The sequence below is a fragment of the Flavobacterium aestuarii genome, assembly GCF_040049115.1.
GTDB classification, from domain to species: Bacteria; Bacteroidota; Bacteroidia; order Flavobacteriales; family Flavobacteriaceae; genus Flavobacterium; species Flavobacterium aestuarii.
In genome coordinates this window covers 87,151-102,887 of record NZ_JBDLZZ010000005.1, presented here as the reverse complement: position 1 = coordinate 102,887, position 15,737 = coordinate 87,151, and the positions used below count along the sequence as shown (strand labels likewise).

Here is a 15,737-nt window from a genome sequence, read left to right as displayed (position 1 = left end):
TTTTTATTTGGACTTCTGTTTGTTCTTTAAAAGAATATAAACCGAAAATAGGAATGCCACAATGTAAATAATTGCCAATGCGGTATTTTTAAATTTAAAAGTATCAAAATCAAATTGCTTATAAATTACTACTCCCAAAATAATAGCAATAATTGTAAATGAAAAATTCGATGTTTTGCTGTCCATAGTTAACCTTTTTTGTTATGAAATTGGGTGATTTTAAAATTTTATTGGTCTCAAATAATTCAATATCTGAATTTTAACAATCCTTACATTTAGTAAATGTATGAATATTCAGTAATATATAAAAATTACTTCAGAGATTTAAGGTGTTAATTTTGTTTCAGATTTCAGTTTCCAGAAATATAAAACGATTGTATCTTTGCAGTCCCTTAAAACGACAAAACTATAATGAAACAGCAATGTGTAATTTTTGATATGGACGGTGTAATCTGTCACACCAATCCCGATCATGGCAAAGCTTTTGAAGCATTTTTTGATAAGTATCAAATACCTCACTCCCAGCAGGAGTTTGAAGATCATATGTACGGAAAACACAATGGTTATATCATGTCGCATTTCTTCAAGCGCCCGATTACCGGCGACGAACTGAAAAACTTAGAAGACGAAAAAGAATCGATGTTTCGTGAAATTTACAAAGACAAAGTTGAGACCATTCCGCATTATTTACCCTTTTTGGACGAACTAAAATCCCGTGGATTTAAAACCGCCGTTGCAACATCGGCTCCGCGTGCCAATCTCGATTTGATTGTAAATGCCTTAAAGATTGAAGACAAAATGGATTCGATGATGGCAAGTGAAGATGTAAGCAGTCACAAACCCAATCCAGAAGTGTATCTAAAATCGGCTGAACGTGTTGGAGTTGCTCCATCCGACTGTGTTGTGTTCGAAGATTCTTTTTCGGGTGTTACTGCCGGTCTCAATGCCGGAATGAAAGTCGTAGGCGTTTTGAGCTCACACACTAAAGAGCAACTGCCTCCATGCAACTTCTATATCAACGATTACAGCGAAGTAAACACGGACAAGATTTTGGAGTTATTGAACAGTTAAATTGATGTTTCTTTAAGTCATTGGAGAGACGAAGCAATCACACTCTGTATTTCTATTCTTGTAAGCTGTCAGATAGCATGAGTATTACACTATGAGTGTTCGAAAAGACTATAAAGTTTTTATTTTTAAGTATAAGATTATCATCAAGTTTGTCATTCCGTAGGAATCTCACACAAGGTAAATAACCAACGTGAGATTCCTACGGAATGACAAAGCAGGTCGATTTGGAATTATCTAAACTTCTTTTTAGGATTTCTGCCAGTGTGGAAAATGGCTGAAATGAAAATTGTAGAATCAATTTTTGTGTAAATAATGACAAAAGGAAATTTTTTAACCACAGCTTGGCGGTAAACGTCAAATTCTAATTTGTAAGTTTCAGGATTCAGCAAAATGGATTCAATGCAGGCATCGATTTGCTTTAGAAAGTTATCTCCAATTTTTGTTGAAATTAAATCATACTAATGTAATGCGTCTTCCAATTCGTTTTCTGCCTGAATTGAAAGGACTTCTTTTAATTTACCCATTTCGTTTCGAAAGTAATTTGGCTTTAACTTCTTTCCAAGATTTCCCTTTGTCTTTTCCGGATAAATAATTTTCGGTATTTTCCCTTACAATATTTTTTTGTTCTTCGCTTAGTTGATATTGTAAAGGTTCATCGTTTAAACAATCTTTTAAAAAATCCAATGTGCTTTGATTTTCGGTATGGAGGATTTTATCAATCAAATCAAGTTTATCTTTTTGTAAATTAGTTGGTTGCATAATTGCTGATTTTAAAACCTATTTACAAATATAACGCTAATCCAATTTTAAATCTTGTAATTTGTCTGTAAATTTCAGATTCTTAATTCTTTGAGAGGTATTTCATTGATCAAGGTATTCCTCAGCTAACACAAGCGTCACGCTTGTGCCCGCTTTTGGTTATAATTATTTGTCAATTTTTGCGTGTACGAGCGTGATGTTTCTTAGACTAGCGGGGTGAATGTTTACCTCACAGTAAAGCCATACATATCGATAATTTTTGCTTTAGGGTATTTAAAAATTGTAGAGTTTCCAGTAGTGAAATCTTTTGTGTAAATTTCATCTGATAGTTTGTCGATCATTTCTTTATTATCGATATAAAATTGTTTTATACAATTCAAGGATTGACTGTTTACAGATCGAAAGCCACATTTAGATTCTTTAAAAATTTCTCGGAATGTATTACAAAAGTATTGATCAAAGGCAGGTATAAATCCGAAGACTCCTAGTAATACTTTTGTAACTAAAGTTAAATCAGTATTGTTGTTTGGAATTAAATGTTTTTTGATGTTTTTGTATACGGAAATTATTGTTTCAATATTTTCGTCATTGTAATTATCAACATCTATTTCCCAAATGGATTTATCTAATGATGCAATATATTTAATTGTAGGTTCAAAATGTTTGGAACTTTTTTGTAATAAAAAGCTTGATCCTCTAAACATTCCCCAACTTGCTAAATAAAATCCTAGAATAAGACAACTTTTTTCAATGTCTTGAGTTAAGTTTTCATTAAGGCGAAAATAATTGTAACAGTAATCAAAAGAGGTATATCTCTGTTCTGGTTGAGAATCATTTCGAAATTGTTTGATTACTGATTCAATGTTGTGTTTTGTCATTTTTATGTTGATTTTTGAATAGCTAAGTTCTTAATAAAGAAGTTCCCCGCGTGAGGGATGGAAGCAAGTTACCTTGTAACGCGTACAGCCCGACCGCGTTGAGGAAAGGGGCTGTATATGCGCATAGCTAAGTAAGCCCATTTTCTCAACGTGGTCACGCCCAAATGAGTTTTAGCACAATAAATTGAAATTATAAAACCTATTCTTCTGCCTCTATAGGTGCTTCTTCTATTGTTGGCTCATCGTCTTCCATATCTATCCATGAAAGAAAAAATTTATAACCTAAAGTCAGGATTACCGCTCCAAGGAATAAACCAATGAAACCATTGTAAATGAACCCGCCGATGGCGCCAAGGAATATTACCAACATTGGTGCCGGTGGATTGCCTCTTCCAAGGAAAATTGGTTTTAGGATATTGTCGGAAACTAAAGTAATTCCAACCCAAACCGCCAGTATTGTTGCCGTTGTGGCATCGGTAACTGAGTACATATAAATGACTACCGGAATGGCAATGGGTCCAATTCCTACTTGTATAATGGCAAGGAAAAGACAAATAATGGTAAAAATTCCGGCAAAGGGAACGCCAGCAAGGAAGAACCCAACCCCTATCATCAGCGCTTGGATTAAGGCTACGCCCAAGAATCCTTTTACGACGTTGCGGATGGTGATTACGGTGACTTCTGCATAATGTTCGCCATTGTTTCCGATAAGTTTGATGAAAATGTTTTTGGATACTTTGGTTAACGATTCGGTGTATAATAGTAGTCCCATGGCAATGATAATTGACACGATGAATTGCAGGATGCCTTTACCTATTCCCGCTAAGGAAAGCAATAGCCATGAGCCGACTGTTTTTAACTGTTCGGAGTATTTGAGTGCTACTTTGGAAAGATCTTCGGAGGCCGATGCCCATATTTCGACTATCGGTTTTGTTATTGTTGGCCAATTTTTGGTGGTTTCACTAGGAGGCGGAATCAAATGCTCATTGGTTTGGTAATATTGGGCAAAATTATTGACCTCTTCGTATAAAGATTGTGTGATGAGTACGCTAGGCACAACTAAAATAGTAAGCAGAATTAACGCCACAAATATCGTAGCCAATACTTTTTTGCCTTTAAATAATTTGACTACTCTTTCATAAATTGGACTGAAAGCTATGGCAATTACCACGGCCCAGACTATGATCAAAACAAAGGGTTTCAGGATGTCATAACACCAGCCAATCAGTAAAAACAATACACCGAGGCGGATAATGATGTCGGCAATTTTTTCGAAATTGAAAATATTGAAAGTGGGGTTGTTTTGTTGCATGCTGTAACGGTTTTGGTTAATGGGTGATATTTGGATTATTGTGCTAATCTAGTTAAAATATGGTAATTATCAATGGCATATTCTGATGTCTTTTGCAGAAAGTTTAAGCTTTTTTGTAATCTTAACATAAAAATAGTTTTAAAATAATGCTTGGTTTACGTACGAATTAAATTGCGGTTTCGTATTTTTACTAAATTGATATTTTGGGCATTTTAATGTTTTATGCGATATGATTATCCGTGACTAATACCAAATCGATAAAATTGGGCACAGATTATAAAGATTAACACAGATTTCTAAAAAATGCATGTAAAATCTGTGAGAATCTGTGTAATCAGTGGCAAAAAAATATTTAGTATGCTTTGCGGATAGTCATGTTATGCGAAATATAAATATAAATTAGTACAACAGGTTCCCCTCTCTTTTGGAGAGTGGTTGGGGGTGAGATTAAATAGTTGGTTTAATTTATACTTGTGTTTTGTGCTAAAAGGATGTCCATTCATATCGAACAACTACGAATCATAAAATAATGCATATGAAGATAGCACTTTATACCAACGAATTTCCGCCAAATATTTATGGGGGAGCAGGAGTACATATTGATTTCTTAAGCCACGAATTGGCCAAATTGGGTCAGGTTGAAGTTCGATGTTTTGGTGACCAAAAAGAAGACAACGATTCCATGCACGTGGAAGGGATCAATTCCTGTCTGACTAAAATGGTGGATCCGGAAAACGAACACATCAAAATGTTTCATAACCTAAGCCGAAATGTCGAAATGGCACAGGCAACTCCAAAGGCGGATATCGTGCATTGCCATACTTGGTACACACATTTGGCGGGTGTTTTTACGAGAGAGTTGCTTCAGGTGCCGTTGATTTTGACTACGCATAGTTTGGAGACACACCGTCCATGGAAAGTGGAACAACTCGGAAACGGTTATTTTATGTCGCGATGGATTGAGGCCAACGCCTATAAATCGGCTGATGGAGTGATTGCTGTAAGTGAACAGATGAAAGTCGATGTGGTCGAAGCTTATGGTGTCGATCCTGAAAAAGTGACCGTAATCCATAACGGAATTGATCCCGAATTTTACGAACCTACTTTTGATGAAGAGTTATTGGAAGAATATGGAATTGATCCGAATATTCCGTTTGTGCTTTTTGTGGGGCGAATTACCCGTCAAAAAGGGATTTCGCAATTGATTGAAGCCTGCCAATATTTTAATGAGGATTGCCAAATTGTACTTTGTGCAGGCGCTCCCGATACCGAAGAAATAGCCATTGAAACTTCCAACCTTATCGATCAGTTAAAAGCTAAGCGAAAAGGGGTAATCCTGATTTCGGAAATGCTTCCCCGTGAAAAAGTCAAAGTGTTGTACAGTCACGCGCGGGTTTTTGCCTGTCCGTCGTTGTATGAGCCTTTCGGAATCATCAACTTGGAAGCGATGTCTTGCGAAACTCCCGTTGTGGGCAGTCACGTAGGCGGAATTCCAGAGATTATTGTCGAAGGCGAAACCGGATATTTGATTCCGCTTGAAAGTGTTTCGAGGACGAATTTCAATCCGCTGAATCCAACAGAATTTCAAAAAGCTTTTGCGCACAAAGTAAATTTACTATTGAATCACAAAGAATTGGCGGATGCTATGGGTAAAGCTGGCCGTGAAAGGGTTTTGGAGAAATTCAGCTGGGAGTCAATTGCCAAAACAACTTATAATTATTATCAGGAAGTTATAGCTCGATTTGAGAAGGAGACGGCTTAGATAATTTGATAATTTAGATAATTAACCGCAAGGTTCGCAAAGTTTTACGCTATGAACGCAACGTTTTGCGAACTTTGCGTTTTTTTTCTTTGTGCGCTTTGCGGTTAAATCAGATACGGATAAAACGGATAAAACGGATTTTACACGGATTAAAATCTGCATAATCTGCGAAATCTGCGTGCAAAATTTTCACATAAAGCTTTGTGTTTTTTGTGGTTAAATCGGCTGTACGGCACATTCAGGAGTTACAACAGTTTCAGTAACCGGATTGTATTCCACTTTGCTTAATTCAATAATTTTTTGAGCCACCGTTCCTCTTTCAAACATTCGAATAAATTTGAAAATACTGCTTACGAAGAATCCAGGATTCGAAACCAATCGCGCTATTTTAGTGACTTTTCGATCTCTTTCCTGTATCGAAGCTTTCCATTGATCTTCTGGAAGCAGGACAAATTCTGTGGCATATTTCCATGCGCCGTCTCTCGCAGTTTTCATGCTAAAATCAATAAAGAAATTGTCTGTTTTGCCGGATAATTTTAATATATACGTAAGTGTTGGCCAGATTTCCACCAAGCACTTTTCAACACCATTGACCAGATTGCTTAAAATTTCGTTGATTTTATTATAATCCGAATGCAGGTCAAAAATGCTTTCAGGTGTGCTCACCTGTGCACAGGCAATTCCCAGATCCAGATTCACATGCGCATTAATTCCAAGCAGTAAATGCTGAACCACAATCGGCCAGTATTCCTCACCTTTGGTAAATGAAAACTCCCAGCATTCCGAACATTTTTCTTTTGCCTTAAATTGGTAATACGCCTTCAGGTAGCGATTCGCAAAAATAACATCCAGTTTTTCCATCCGTTCCGGATTTTCGAACAACCCCGTTTCGATACCGTTTTTTATCTGCATCGTAACTTCTCTGTATAAAGTGGAAAATAAGCCTATGGCACATTGCTCTATTTTTGATTTTTCAATAATCTCATCCAGACACTGGATAACTTCTTTAATACTAGTGGCTTGTTTGGTGTTCATTTTTAAAGGGTTATGGTCGGTTAATGGAAAGCGAATATAGTTATTTTTTATTTTTCACAACGCATTTTTGCAGTAATTATCCTGCTGTTTTGCAAAAGATTTTGAATATTATTTTTAGGAGCAGAAAGATTAGTCCTTTTCAGGAAGTTTTCTCCCGCTCTCCGTTACACACGAGCGAAGCGAACTGACGAAGTAATCTCCCTGCCCAAACCCTGGGCAGGGAGGATTTTCACTGCGATCAGGGCTAAAAATCAGCATTTTATTTTCATAATTAGTTTTCTATTCTTTGCGTGAATATGGGCTCGCAAAGGCGCTAAGACGCAAAGAAATCCGTTTTGAACTTTGCGACCTTGCGTCTTTGCGTGCAAGAATTAAAGTTTAATTTTATGTAATTGGGCTAAGGGGATATTGTGCCATCATCCAAAAAAGAAATCTGCGTATGTCTGCGTAAATCTGCGTGCCAAATTTTTGGAGTATCTTTTTTTATAACAAAAAAACCGGCTCTTAACCATTTTTTTATTTTTTGGAAATAATCATTTCGTTATATTTGTAAAAGTATAACGAAAATAGTCTGCATTGAAAATCAAAAGCAAAATCTGGATAGAAACCGATGAGGGAATCCTCATTAGCGAAGGGCGTATTCATTTGCTAAAGCAGATTGAAGCAACGGGTTCACTCAACAAAGCGGCTAAGGAAATGAATATTTCGTATCAAAAGGCGTGGAAATTAATCGACGCTTCGAATAAAGCTTCCAAAGAACCCTTAATTGCAACCCAAGTAGGCGGAAATAAAGGCGGAGGAACTGTTATTACTCCTTACGGGAAATTGCTTATCGCGTCTTTTGAAAAAATCAATGTGGCCTGTTGGGAATTTTTGGATGCCGAACTCAAGAAACATTCGTTATAATTAATTTATGGAAAACAATATCACAGCAATACTTTTGGCCGGAGGAAAAAGCCAGCGAATGGGAACCGACAAAGGTCTATTGGATTGGAACGGAAAAACATTCATTCAACATATCTGCGATGCTTTACAGCCGGTTGTGGGTTCAAATATTTTAATTGTATCAGCCAACAAAGAATACGATAAATTAGGTTTTTCCAGAGTCGAAGACATTATTGAAAACAAAGGCCCAGTGGGCGGACTTTACACAGGTCTGAAAGAATCCAAAACCAAAGTGAATCTGGTGTTGAGTGTTGATGTACCGTTCGTAACTACTGAATTGTTGCAATGGCTAATTGACAACCATAATGAAACATATATGGTGACGCAAACAAAAATCGGAGACAAAACCAGTCCGCTGATTGGGGTTTACGACCGCTCGATGAAAATTGTTTTCGGAGAACAGATAGCCGGAAACAAATTGAAACTGCGGCAGGCAATAGAAGATGTAAAACACCGCACTCTTGAAATTCCCGAAAAATGGAGCAGTCAGGTGCAGAATATAAATACAAAAGAAGAATATCAAAATTTAATCAAATGACCATTACGCTAAAATATTTTGGGTCACTCGCTGATATCACGCAATTGAAAGAGGAGCAATTCACTTTTGATGAAGAAATTATTTCGGTTTCTGCATTGAAATCAAAAATAGAAAACAGTTATCAAAATATACAAAACACGACTTATACTATCGCAGTCAATCAAACAATGAGTGATCTGCAGACCAAAATAAAAGATCAGGATGTGATTGCCTTTTTACCGCCTTTTGCAGGTGGATGATTTTTAAACATATAAGTCATAAAAGTTTGTAAAAAAATGCTTAAATGGTCTTATGTGTTTCTTGTAAGGTAAAGATAAATAAGATTAAATTTTTAAAGCAAATCAAACAATGAGTACTAAAGATGGTTAGGATTAAAAAAGAATAACTTATATGACTTATATGTTTTAAAAAGAAATTAAAATGATAAACACCAAACGCTATAACAGACAGATGATTCTTCCGGAAATCGGAGAAGCGGGTCAGCAAAAATTGCAGGAAGCACGTGTCCTGGTAATTGGTGCGGGTGGTTTGGGCTGTCCGGTTTTGCAAAATTTAGCTTCGGCTGGGGTTGGAAATATTGGGATTGTCGATGGGGATGTAGTGGATGAAACCAATTTGCACAGACAATTATTATATACTCTAAAAGATTGCGGAAACAGTAAAGCTGAAACAGCAAAAAAAGCAATTTTGGAGTTGAATCCCGAGATTAATGTAACTGCTTTTTCAGAGTTTTTCACGGTGCTAAATGCTGTCCGAATTGTAGATGATTACCAAATCATTGTTGATTGTACCGATACAATTACCACTCGTTATTTGATAAATGATATCTCAGTAACTAAAAAGATTCCGGTAGTCTATGCTTCGATTTACAAATTTGAAGGACAGGTTTCGGTTTTTAATTATAAAAATGGGCCGAGTTACCGCTGTTTGTTTCCAGAACAGGAAGGATTGAATGCGGCACCCAATTGTGTAGAATCGGGAGTTTTGGGTGTTTTGCCAAATACGCTTGGTACATTGCAAGCTACCGAGGTTTTAAAAATTATATTGGAAATAGGTACTGTATTATCTGGAAAATTGTTGATTTACGACGCCTTGAATTTTCAGACTCAAATCATCGATTTTGCCCGAAATCCAAAAGCAATTGAAAAAGGATTTATTAACGGTAGCCTGCTTTTGCATCGCAAAAAAACAAATGAAAATTTAAGCCCTGAAGCCTTTTTAGAAAAATGCAATCAGTTGGGAATGGTTATTATCGATGTCCGTGAATCAGATGAAATGCCTGAGCTGAAGAAAGAAAATGTAATTCGGATTCCTTTGAGTGAATTGGAAGAATACAGCAAAAAATTAGATAAAAATCAGGAAATCGTTTTGTTTTGCCAAACAGGCCAGCGTAGCCAACAAGCAATGAATTATCTGCAAAACTCAGGGTTTGTAGGTGTTTTTCATTTGGCAAGAGGAATTGAATCGCTTAAAAATCAGATAGAATAGCAATGACAATGGCAAAATTCAATGACAAATTTAATTACAATATCAAAAAATAAAAATAAGCTATAGACGTCACAGATAAATAAAAAATATCGGCGAAAATCCGCTCAATCCGTGTCATCCGTGGCCCAATAACAAAAATATGTCAACAGATAAATCAAAAAAAAGCTCCTTTATACAAGGACAAATAACCTCCGAGTTCATTGGGAATTCGATTGCAAAACATCAAAGCAAGACAACTATTGGAGCTCACAATATTTTTCTGGGACAGGTTCGTGCCGATGTTATTGATGGTAAAACAGTATCCGCAATTGAATACACCGCCTACGAAGAAATGGCAGAACAAACGTTTTACGAAATTCGGGAATCGGCTTTCGCCAAATATGATTTGACCTGCCTGCATATTTACCACAGTTTGGGATTGGTAAAGACTGGCGAAATCTGTTTGTTTGTCTTTGTTTCGGCACCAAGACGAAAAGTAGTGTATGAAGCTTTGGAGTTTTTGGTTGAAGAAATAAAAGAAAAAACAGCAGTTTTTGGCAAGGAAATTTTTGAAGACGAAAGTTATACTTGGAAAAAGAACACGTAAATAAAAAATAGGCCACGATTACACGGATAAAACTGATTGTCACGAATTTAAAAAGCGATATAAATCATTGTTCATTTAAATAAAACGTTCAGCGTAAATCCGTGTAATCCGTGGCAAAAATATACGTACAGTAGGTAAATCAAGAATCTAAAATCGTTAATCAACAATCTGAAATCTAAATGGTAGATATTACCCATAAAATAATTACACAACGCACTGCAACAGCCCAAGCCATTGTAAAAGTAGGTTCGCCTGAAACGATGCAGGCTATTGTAAATAAAACAGTCCCAAAAGGAGATGTATTGGAAGTGGCACGAACTGCCGGGTTATTTGCGGTAAAAAACACGTCAAATTCGATTCCCGACTGTCACCCGATGCCAATTGAATTCACCGGAATTGAATACGAATTGCTCGAAGATTCGGTGTTGATAAAAGTAACCGTTAAAGCTATTTATAGAACAGGAGTGGAGGTCGAGGCAATGCACGGAGCATCAATAGTGGCTTTGACAATGTATGATATGCTAAAGCCAATCGACAAACAAGTTGAAATTTCAACGATAAAATTATTGCACAAAAAAGGTGGAAAATCCGATTATGGAGTCAAGGATGATCTCAATTTATCGGTGGCAGTTATGGTTTGTTCGGACTCAGTAGCTTCTGGAAAAAAAGAGGATCGAGCAGGAAAAGTAATTACCGATAAAATTAAAAAATTAGGATTAAGCGTTTCCAATTATACGGTGATTCCTGATGAGGTAACCGATATACAGGAAACCATAAACAAATTTTGCGACAGCAAAAAAGACTTGGTTATCATAACTGGCGGAACTGGTTTGTCCAATCGCGATGTTACTCCGGAAGCGGTTATTCCATTATTGGATCGTCGCATTCCGGGAATTGAAGAAGCCATTCGCTCCTACGGACAGGACAGGACACCTTATGCCATGTTGTCTCGAAGTGTGGTAGGTTTCAAGGGAAGTACGTTGATTATGGCTTTACCGGGATCGACAGCGGGAGCAAGCGAATCGATGGATGCGGTTTTCCCGTCAATTTTGCATTTATTCAAAATATTAAATGGTTTTGACCATGGAAAATAAAATCAATCCGATGCAGGACAACCACGGTAGAGCGCATAATTATCTGCGTATTTCGATTACGGAGCATTGTAATTTGAGATGTACGTATTGTATGCCTGCCGAGGGGATTGCGCTTACACCAAGAGCGCACCTGATGACTGCGGACGAGATTGTTACTATTGCCAAAACGTTTGTAAAACTAGGTGTGACCAAAATAAGACTGACTGGTGGAGAGCCTTTGGTAAGAAAGGATGCCAAAGTGATTATTGAACAATTAGGAAAACTGGGTGTTGAATTGACCTTGACAACCAACGGAATTTTGGTACATGATTTCATGGATACCTTCAAGGAAGCTGGAATTACCACTTTGAACGTGAGTATCGATAGTTTGAAACAGGACAAATTCAACGAAATTACCCGTCGTAATTATTTTGAGAAAGTGATTGAAAATATCGGTTTACTTGAGAAAAATGGTTTCAAGGTAAAACTGAATGTTGTCGTTATAAAAGGATTTAATGATAACGAAATTGCTGATTTTATTGAGTTGACCAAAGACCGAGACATTCAGATTCGGTTTATAGAGTTTATGCCTTTTGACGGAAATCGATGGAATAAGGAAAAATTGGTAAGCTATGCCGAAATACTTTCGCAAGTGAGTGATTTTTATGGTGAATCTAATGTAAACCGTTTGCAGGACAGACCAAATGATACTTCCAAGAATCACAAAATTCAAGGCTACCAAGGAAGTTTTTCGGTAATTAGTTCGGTGACGAATCCTTTTTGCGGTACTTGCAACCGAATCCGTTTAACCGCCGATGGTAAATTGAAAAACTGTCTGTTTTCGAATACTGAAACCTCTTTGCTTGATACTTTACGAGCAGGAGATTCAATAGAACCACTGATCTTCCAAAACATAAAATCTAAATTCGCCATGCGAGGCGGAATGGATAATGATACTAAATTCCAAGATCCGCTTCTTTTTTCGAAAAATAGAAGTATGATTAAGATTGGGGGGTAGTGTAATGTCGCAAAGATTCACAAAGTTTATCGAGTAAGGTTTTTAATGAATTTCTAAAAAATCTGCGAAATCTGCGAAATCTGCGTGCCACTATTTCTCACGCAGATTTCGCAGATTGTCGCAGAGAAAAAGGATTTATTTGTAGCAAAATACTTTGTGCCTTAGCGTCTTTTCTGAGAAATTGCGAAAGGTGACGTCTTTTTTTAAAGCGCCAAATTATCCGCAAACTTGTCATTCCGTAGGAATCCCACATTGGTTACTTGTGTTGCATGAGATTCCTGCGGAATGACAATATTGAGAGTAGGTTTTGTGTAAAAGCTTAATCTTTCTGCTCCAAAATACCTGACAAAAATCATTTCGGCACCGCGAAATCGTGAATACCTTTGCGAAATGAACACAGAAAAAGAATCCGGAAAGAAAGGTTATAACAATTACGGGACACATCTCCGTGAGAAATACAACGGAAAAAAAGTTTTCAAGGTAATTGTTGATGGTAATTTTAGCTGTCCCAACCGTGACGGACTGAAAGGTTACGGTGGTTGTACTTATTGCAATGTCGATTCTTTTACGCCCGATATTTCGAGAAAAGCGCCCACGATTGAAGAACAATTGCTTCAGGGGATGGAGCGCGCCAAAAAATCATATAAGGCAGACCAATTCATAGTTTATTTTCAGCCGAATACCAATACTTATGCCCATGTTGATTATCTAAAAAACATTTACGATAGGGCTTTGGCTTTCAATCCTGATGAGGTTGTGGGGTTTTCGGTAGGGACTCGTCCTGATTGTATCGATACCGAAAAAGTGGCTTTACTAGAAAGTTATTGCGACCGTTTTGATGTTGATCTCGAAATGGGAATGGAATCAATGTATGACGAGACCTTGTCCAAAATTAACCGAGGCTGTACCCACGCTGAGTTTGTTTCGGCAGTGGAGCTGTTAAAAGATAGCCCGATCGATTTGTGTGTACATACTGTTTTTGGATTTCCGTGGGAAACCCGAGAAATGATGCTCAACTACATTTCTGAAATTAACCGATTTCCCCAAATAAAATTCGTCAAATTCCATCATCTGCACATTGTCGAAGGCTCGATTATGGGTGTGCATTACAAGCGAAACCCGTTCCCGCTCTTCACTTTGGAACAATACACCGATCTGCTTTGCGATTTAATTCCGCTCCTGCGACCTGATATTGTTATTCAGCGCCTCTTCGGAATTTCCGATTGGGATTTACTAATTGCCCCAAACTGGGGACTTAAAAAAACCGAAATCCAGCATTATATCGATTCTACAATCGAAAAAAGAGGCATCATTCAAGGCTCCCAATACAGGAGTGTATAAAATATTAAAATTAGTTGGGCGTGCTTGATAGAGTAAGTACATTTGTGTTAGCAAAAATATTGACAAAATTAACAGTGTTTTCTCAATGCATTAATGTGTTTTTCAAGGCTCTATTTTTACAGAAACAGTAAAAATTTAACATATTTTTTGGAACTGATAAATGTCATATTTTAATTTTTTTCTGATACCTAATTTTGTGTATGAAAATAAAGGACTTTTATGTCTTTTATAAAACGAATTGATTTCAAATCAATAAAGGCAAAAAATAATTCTGAAACAAAGTAGATATGAAAACGTGGTTAGACAAATGGGAACCAGAAAACGATGAATTCTGGAAAAATACTGGAAGTAAAATTGCATGGAAAACATTGACAATTACAACTTTGTCATTGATATTTTCTTTTGCCTCATGGTTTATGATGAGCGTAATAGCGGTGAAATTACCAGGACTGGGTTTCCCTTTTTCTAAAGACCAGCTTTTTTGGCTGGTGGCAATTCCTGGGTTGGCTGCAGGTTTCTTAAGGATTATCCACACATTTATCCTGCCAATTTATGGAACAAGACACGTTGTGACCGTAGCTACTTTATTGAAACTCATTCCGGTAGTAGGTATCGGATTTGCGGTGATGGATACCAATACTCCGTTTTGGGTATTTGTTCTTTTGGCTATTACCAGTGGTTTTGGCGGCGGCGATTTTTCATCCTTTATGCCTAGTACCAGTTTGTTTTTTCCAAAAAGATTAAAAGGAACGGCTTTGGGAATCCAAGCGGGTATTGGAAATTTTGGAGTTAGTTTAGCACAGTTTATTACCCCGCTTATTTTGAGTGTTAGTATTTACGGGACTACTTCGGTATTTACAAGCATAGATGTTAAGGAGACAAAGAATGTTTTAAAAGATTCAACAGTTGAAAAACAAAATGAAGTTTTTGCAGCCTTGGATGACAAATCACAAAATAAAATTCTGGCGGCTGTAAAGAAACCGGTATTAGATTCGGTTACAGCGGTAACGAAATCAAATGAAAATTTCAAGATTTTTTCTGCATTGCCGCTCAATGAGAAATCTAAAGCGATTGCCAATGCAAACCCTAAATTGGCCGAGAAAATATTAAACAAAATTAGTCCCGAAAATGAGGCGGTTACACATAAGGAAATCTACATTCAATCGGCTGCATTCTGGTACATTGGTTTTCTTTTGGCTTTGGGCGTAATCAGCTGGTTCTTTCTGAAAAGCATTCCAATGCAGGCTTCTATAAAAGAGCAGCTGGATATTTTCAAAAACAAACATACATGGTACTGTACAATTACTTATGTAATGACTTTTGGAACATTCGCTGGTTTGTCTGCAGCATTTCCATTGATGATTAAATTTTTGTATGGCGATTTTCCAAATGCGCCAGATCCTTTGGTTTATGCTTTTTATGGCCCGCTGATTGGTTCTGCTAGCAGGGTTTGTTTTGGTTTTGTGGCTGATAAAGTGGGAGGTGCTATACTGACAACTATAACCGGAATTGGGATTTTGACAGGTGCTGTTATTTTGGTTACCCAAGGATTGGTTTCGCCAACGAGTATGGATCAGTTTCCAATGTTTGTCGCAGTGATACTAGCTATGTTTTTCTTTACAGGAGTTGGAAATGCAGGTACTTTTAGACAGTTTCCTATCATATTTTCAGAGAATCAGCGTCAGGCTGCTGGAGTGATTGGATGGACTGCCGCTATTGCAGCTTTTGGACCTTTTATTTTTTCAAAACTAATTGGAAATAACATTACAGCAAACGGAACAGTAAATCAGTTCTTTATTGGTCTGATTCTTTTCACTATATTAGCTACTTCTGTCAATTGGTGGTTTTATAACCGCAAAGGATGTGAGAAACCAAGCTAAGTTTTTTAGATAATTTATTTTAAATTATAAATAAAAGTCAGCGTAATATTA

The 15,737-nt window shown here is 36.9% G+C and carries 17 protein-coding genes; 11 read left to right on the top strand and 6 right to left on the bottom strand.

What is annotated here, in order from left to right; all coding sequences use genetic code 11:
* Positions 1–3: 3 nt before the first annotated feature.
* Positions 4–186, bottom strand: a complete 183-nt coding sequence (locus tag ABEG11_RS06900) for a hypothetical protein (RefSeq protein ID WP_348823447.1) — start codon at positions 184–186, stop codon at positions 4–6.
* A 225-nt stretch (positions 187–411) separates the two neighbouring features.
* Between ABEG11_RS06900 and ABEG11_RS06895 the strand changes: the two genes are divergently transcribed.
* Positions 412–1,071 carry an HAD family hydrolase gene (locus ABEG11_RS06895; protein ID WP_348823446.1) on the top strand — a complete coding sequence of 220 codons (660 nt, stop codon included), beginning with the start codon at positions 412–414 and terminating at the stop codon, positions 1,069–1,071.
* 230 nt (positions 1,072–1,301) lie between these two features.
* Here the strand turns inward: ABEG11_RS06895 and ABEG11_RS19095 are convergent, their stop codons facing one another.
* From ABEG11_RS19095 to ABEG11_RS06880, 4 genes are all read right to left on the bottom strand, one after another.
* Positions 1,302–1,508 carry a type II toxin-antitoxin system RelE/ParE family toxin gene (locus ABEG11_RS19095; RefSeq protein ID WP_435302835.1) on the bottom strand — a complete coding sequence of 69 codons (207 nt, stop codon included), beginning with the start codon at positions 1,506–1,508 and terminating at the stop codon, positions 1,302–1,304.
* Positions 1,509–1,587: 79 nt separating this feature from the next.
* Entirely contained in the window at positions 1,588–1,830 is a 243-nt protein-coding gene (locus ABEG11_RS06890; RefSeq protein ID WP_348823445.1) for a hypothetical protein, read from the bottom strand.
* A 224-nt stretch (positions 1,831–2,054) separates the two neighbouring features.
* Entirely contained in the window at positions 2,055–2,708 is a 654-nt protein-coding gene (locus tag ABEG11_RS06885) for a hypothetical protein (protein ID WP_348823444.1), read from the bottom strand.
* Positions 2,709–2,907: 199 nt separating this feature from the next.
* Positions 2,908–4,020: an AI-2E family transporter gene (locus tag ABEG11_RS06880; RefSeq protein ID WP_348823443.1), complete on the bottom strand. Its 1,113-nt coding sequence runs from the start codon at positions 4,018–4,020 to the stop codon at positions 2,908–2,910.
* A gap of 535 nt (positions 4,021–4,555) precedes the next feature.
* On the opposite strand from ABEG11_RS06880, the gene glgA reads away from it, so the two are divergent.
* A complete protein-coding gene (gene glgA, locus ABEG11_RS06875) occupies positions 4,556–5,782 on the top strand; it encodes a glycogen synthase (protein WP_348823442.1) in 1,227 nt (408 codons plus the stop codon).
* 216 nt (positions 5,783–5,998) lie between these two features.
* Here the strand turns inward: glgA and ABEG11_RS06870 are convergent, their stop codons facing one another.
* Entirely contained in the window at positions 5,999–6,817 is an 819-nt protein-coding gene (locus tag ABEG11_RS06870; RefSeq protein ID WP_348823441.1) for a DUF5995 family protein, read from the bottom strand.
* Between the two features lie 576 nt (positions 6,818–7,393).
* On the opposite strand from ABEG11_RS06870, the gene ABEG11_RS06865 reads away from it, so the two are divergent.
* From ABEG11_RS06865 to ABEG11_RS06825, 9 genes are all read left to right on the top strand, one after another.
* Positions 7,394–7,723 carry a winged helix-turn-helix domain-containing protein gene (locus tag ABEG11_RS06865; protein WP_348823440.1) on the top strand — a complete coding sequence of 110 codons (330 nt, stop codon included), beginning with the start codon at positions 7,394–7,396 and terminating at the stop codon, positions 7,721–7,723.
* 7 nt (positions 7,724–7,730) lie between these two features.
* The gene (mobA, locus tag ABEG11_RS06860; protein ID WP_348823439.1) at positions 7,731–8,300 is read left to right on the top strand and encodes a molybdenum cofactor guanylyltransferase; all 570 of its coding nucleotides are present in this window, start codon (positions 7,731–7,733) and stop codon (positions 8,298–8,300) included.
* Positions 8,297–8,539, top strand: a complete 243-nt coding sequence (locus tag ABEG11_RS06855) for a MoaD/ThiS family protein (RefSeq protein ID WP_348823438.1) — start codon at positions 8,297–8,299, stop codon at positions 8,537–8,539. Before mobA ends, ABEG11_RS06855 begins: the two co-directional genes overlap by 4 nt.
* Before the next feature lie 181 nt (positions 8,540–8,720).
* Positions 8,721–9,788, top strand: coding sequence for a ThiF family adenylyltransferase (locus ABEG11_RS06850; protein WP_348823437.1), 1,068 nt, complete (start codon positions 8,721–8,723; stop codon positions 9,786–9,788).
* Between the two features lie 139 nt (positions 9,789–9,927).
* Positions 9,928–10,374 carry a molybdenum cofactor biosynthesis protein MoaE gene (locus tag ABEG11_RS06845; RefSeq protein ID WP_348823436.1) on the top strand — a complete coding sequence of 149 codons (447 nt, stop codon included), beginning with the start codon at positions 9,928–9,930 and terminating at the stop codon, positions 10,372–10,374.
* 179 nt (positions 10,375–10,553) lie between these two features.
* On the top strand, positions 10,554–11,468 hold the full coding sequence (gene moaCB, locus ABEG11_RS06840) for a bifunctional molybdenum cofactor biosynthesis protein MoaC/MoaB (RefSeq protein ID WP_348823435.1): 915 nt from the start codon (positions 10,554–10,556) through the stop codon (positions 11,466–11,468).
* The gene (gene moaA, locus ABEG11_RS06835) at positions 11,458–12,465 is read left to right on the top strand and encodes a GTP 3',8-cyclase MoaA (RefSeq protein ID WP_348823434.1); all 1,008 of its coding nucleotides are present in this window, start codon (positions 11,458–11,460) and stop codon (positions 12,463–12,465) included. Before moaCB ends, moaA begins: the two co-directional genes overlap by 11 nt.
* Before the next feature lie 390 nt (positions 12,466–12,855).
* Positions 12,856–13,806 (top strand): tRNA modification radical SAM protein MnmL/YtqA, encoded by a 951-nt coding sequence (gene mnmL / locus ABEG11_RS06830; protein ID WP_348823433.1) that lies wholly within the window; start codon positions 12,856–12,858, stop codon positions 13,804–13,806.
* A 287-nt stretch (positions 13,807–14,093) separates the two neighbouring features.
* Positions 14,094–15,686, top strand: a complete 1,593-nt coding sequence (locus tag ABEG11_RS06825; protein ID WP_348823432.1) for an MFS transporter — start codon at positions 14,094–14,096, stop codon at positions 15,684–15,686.
* Positions 15,687–15,737 lie beyond the last annotated feature (51 nt).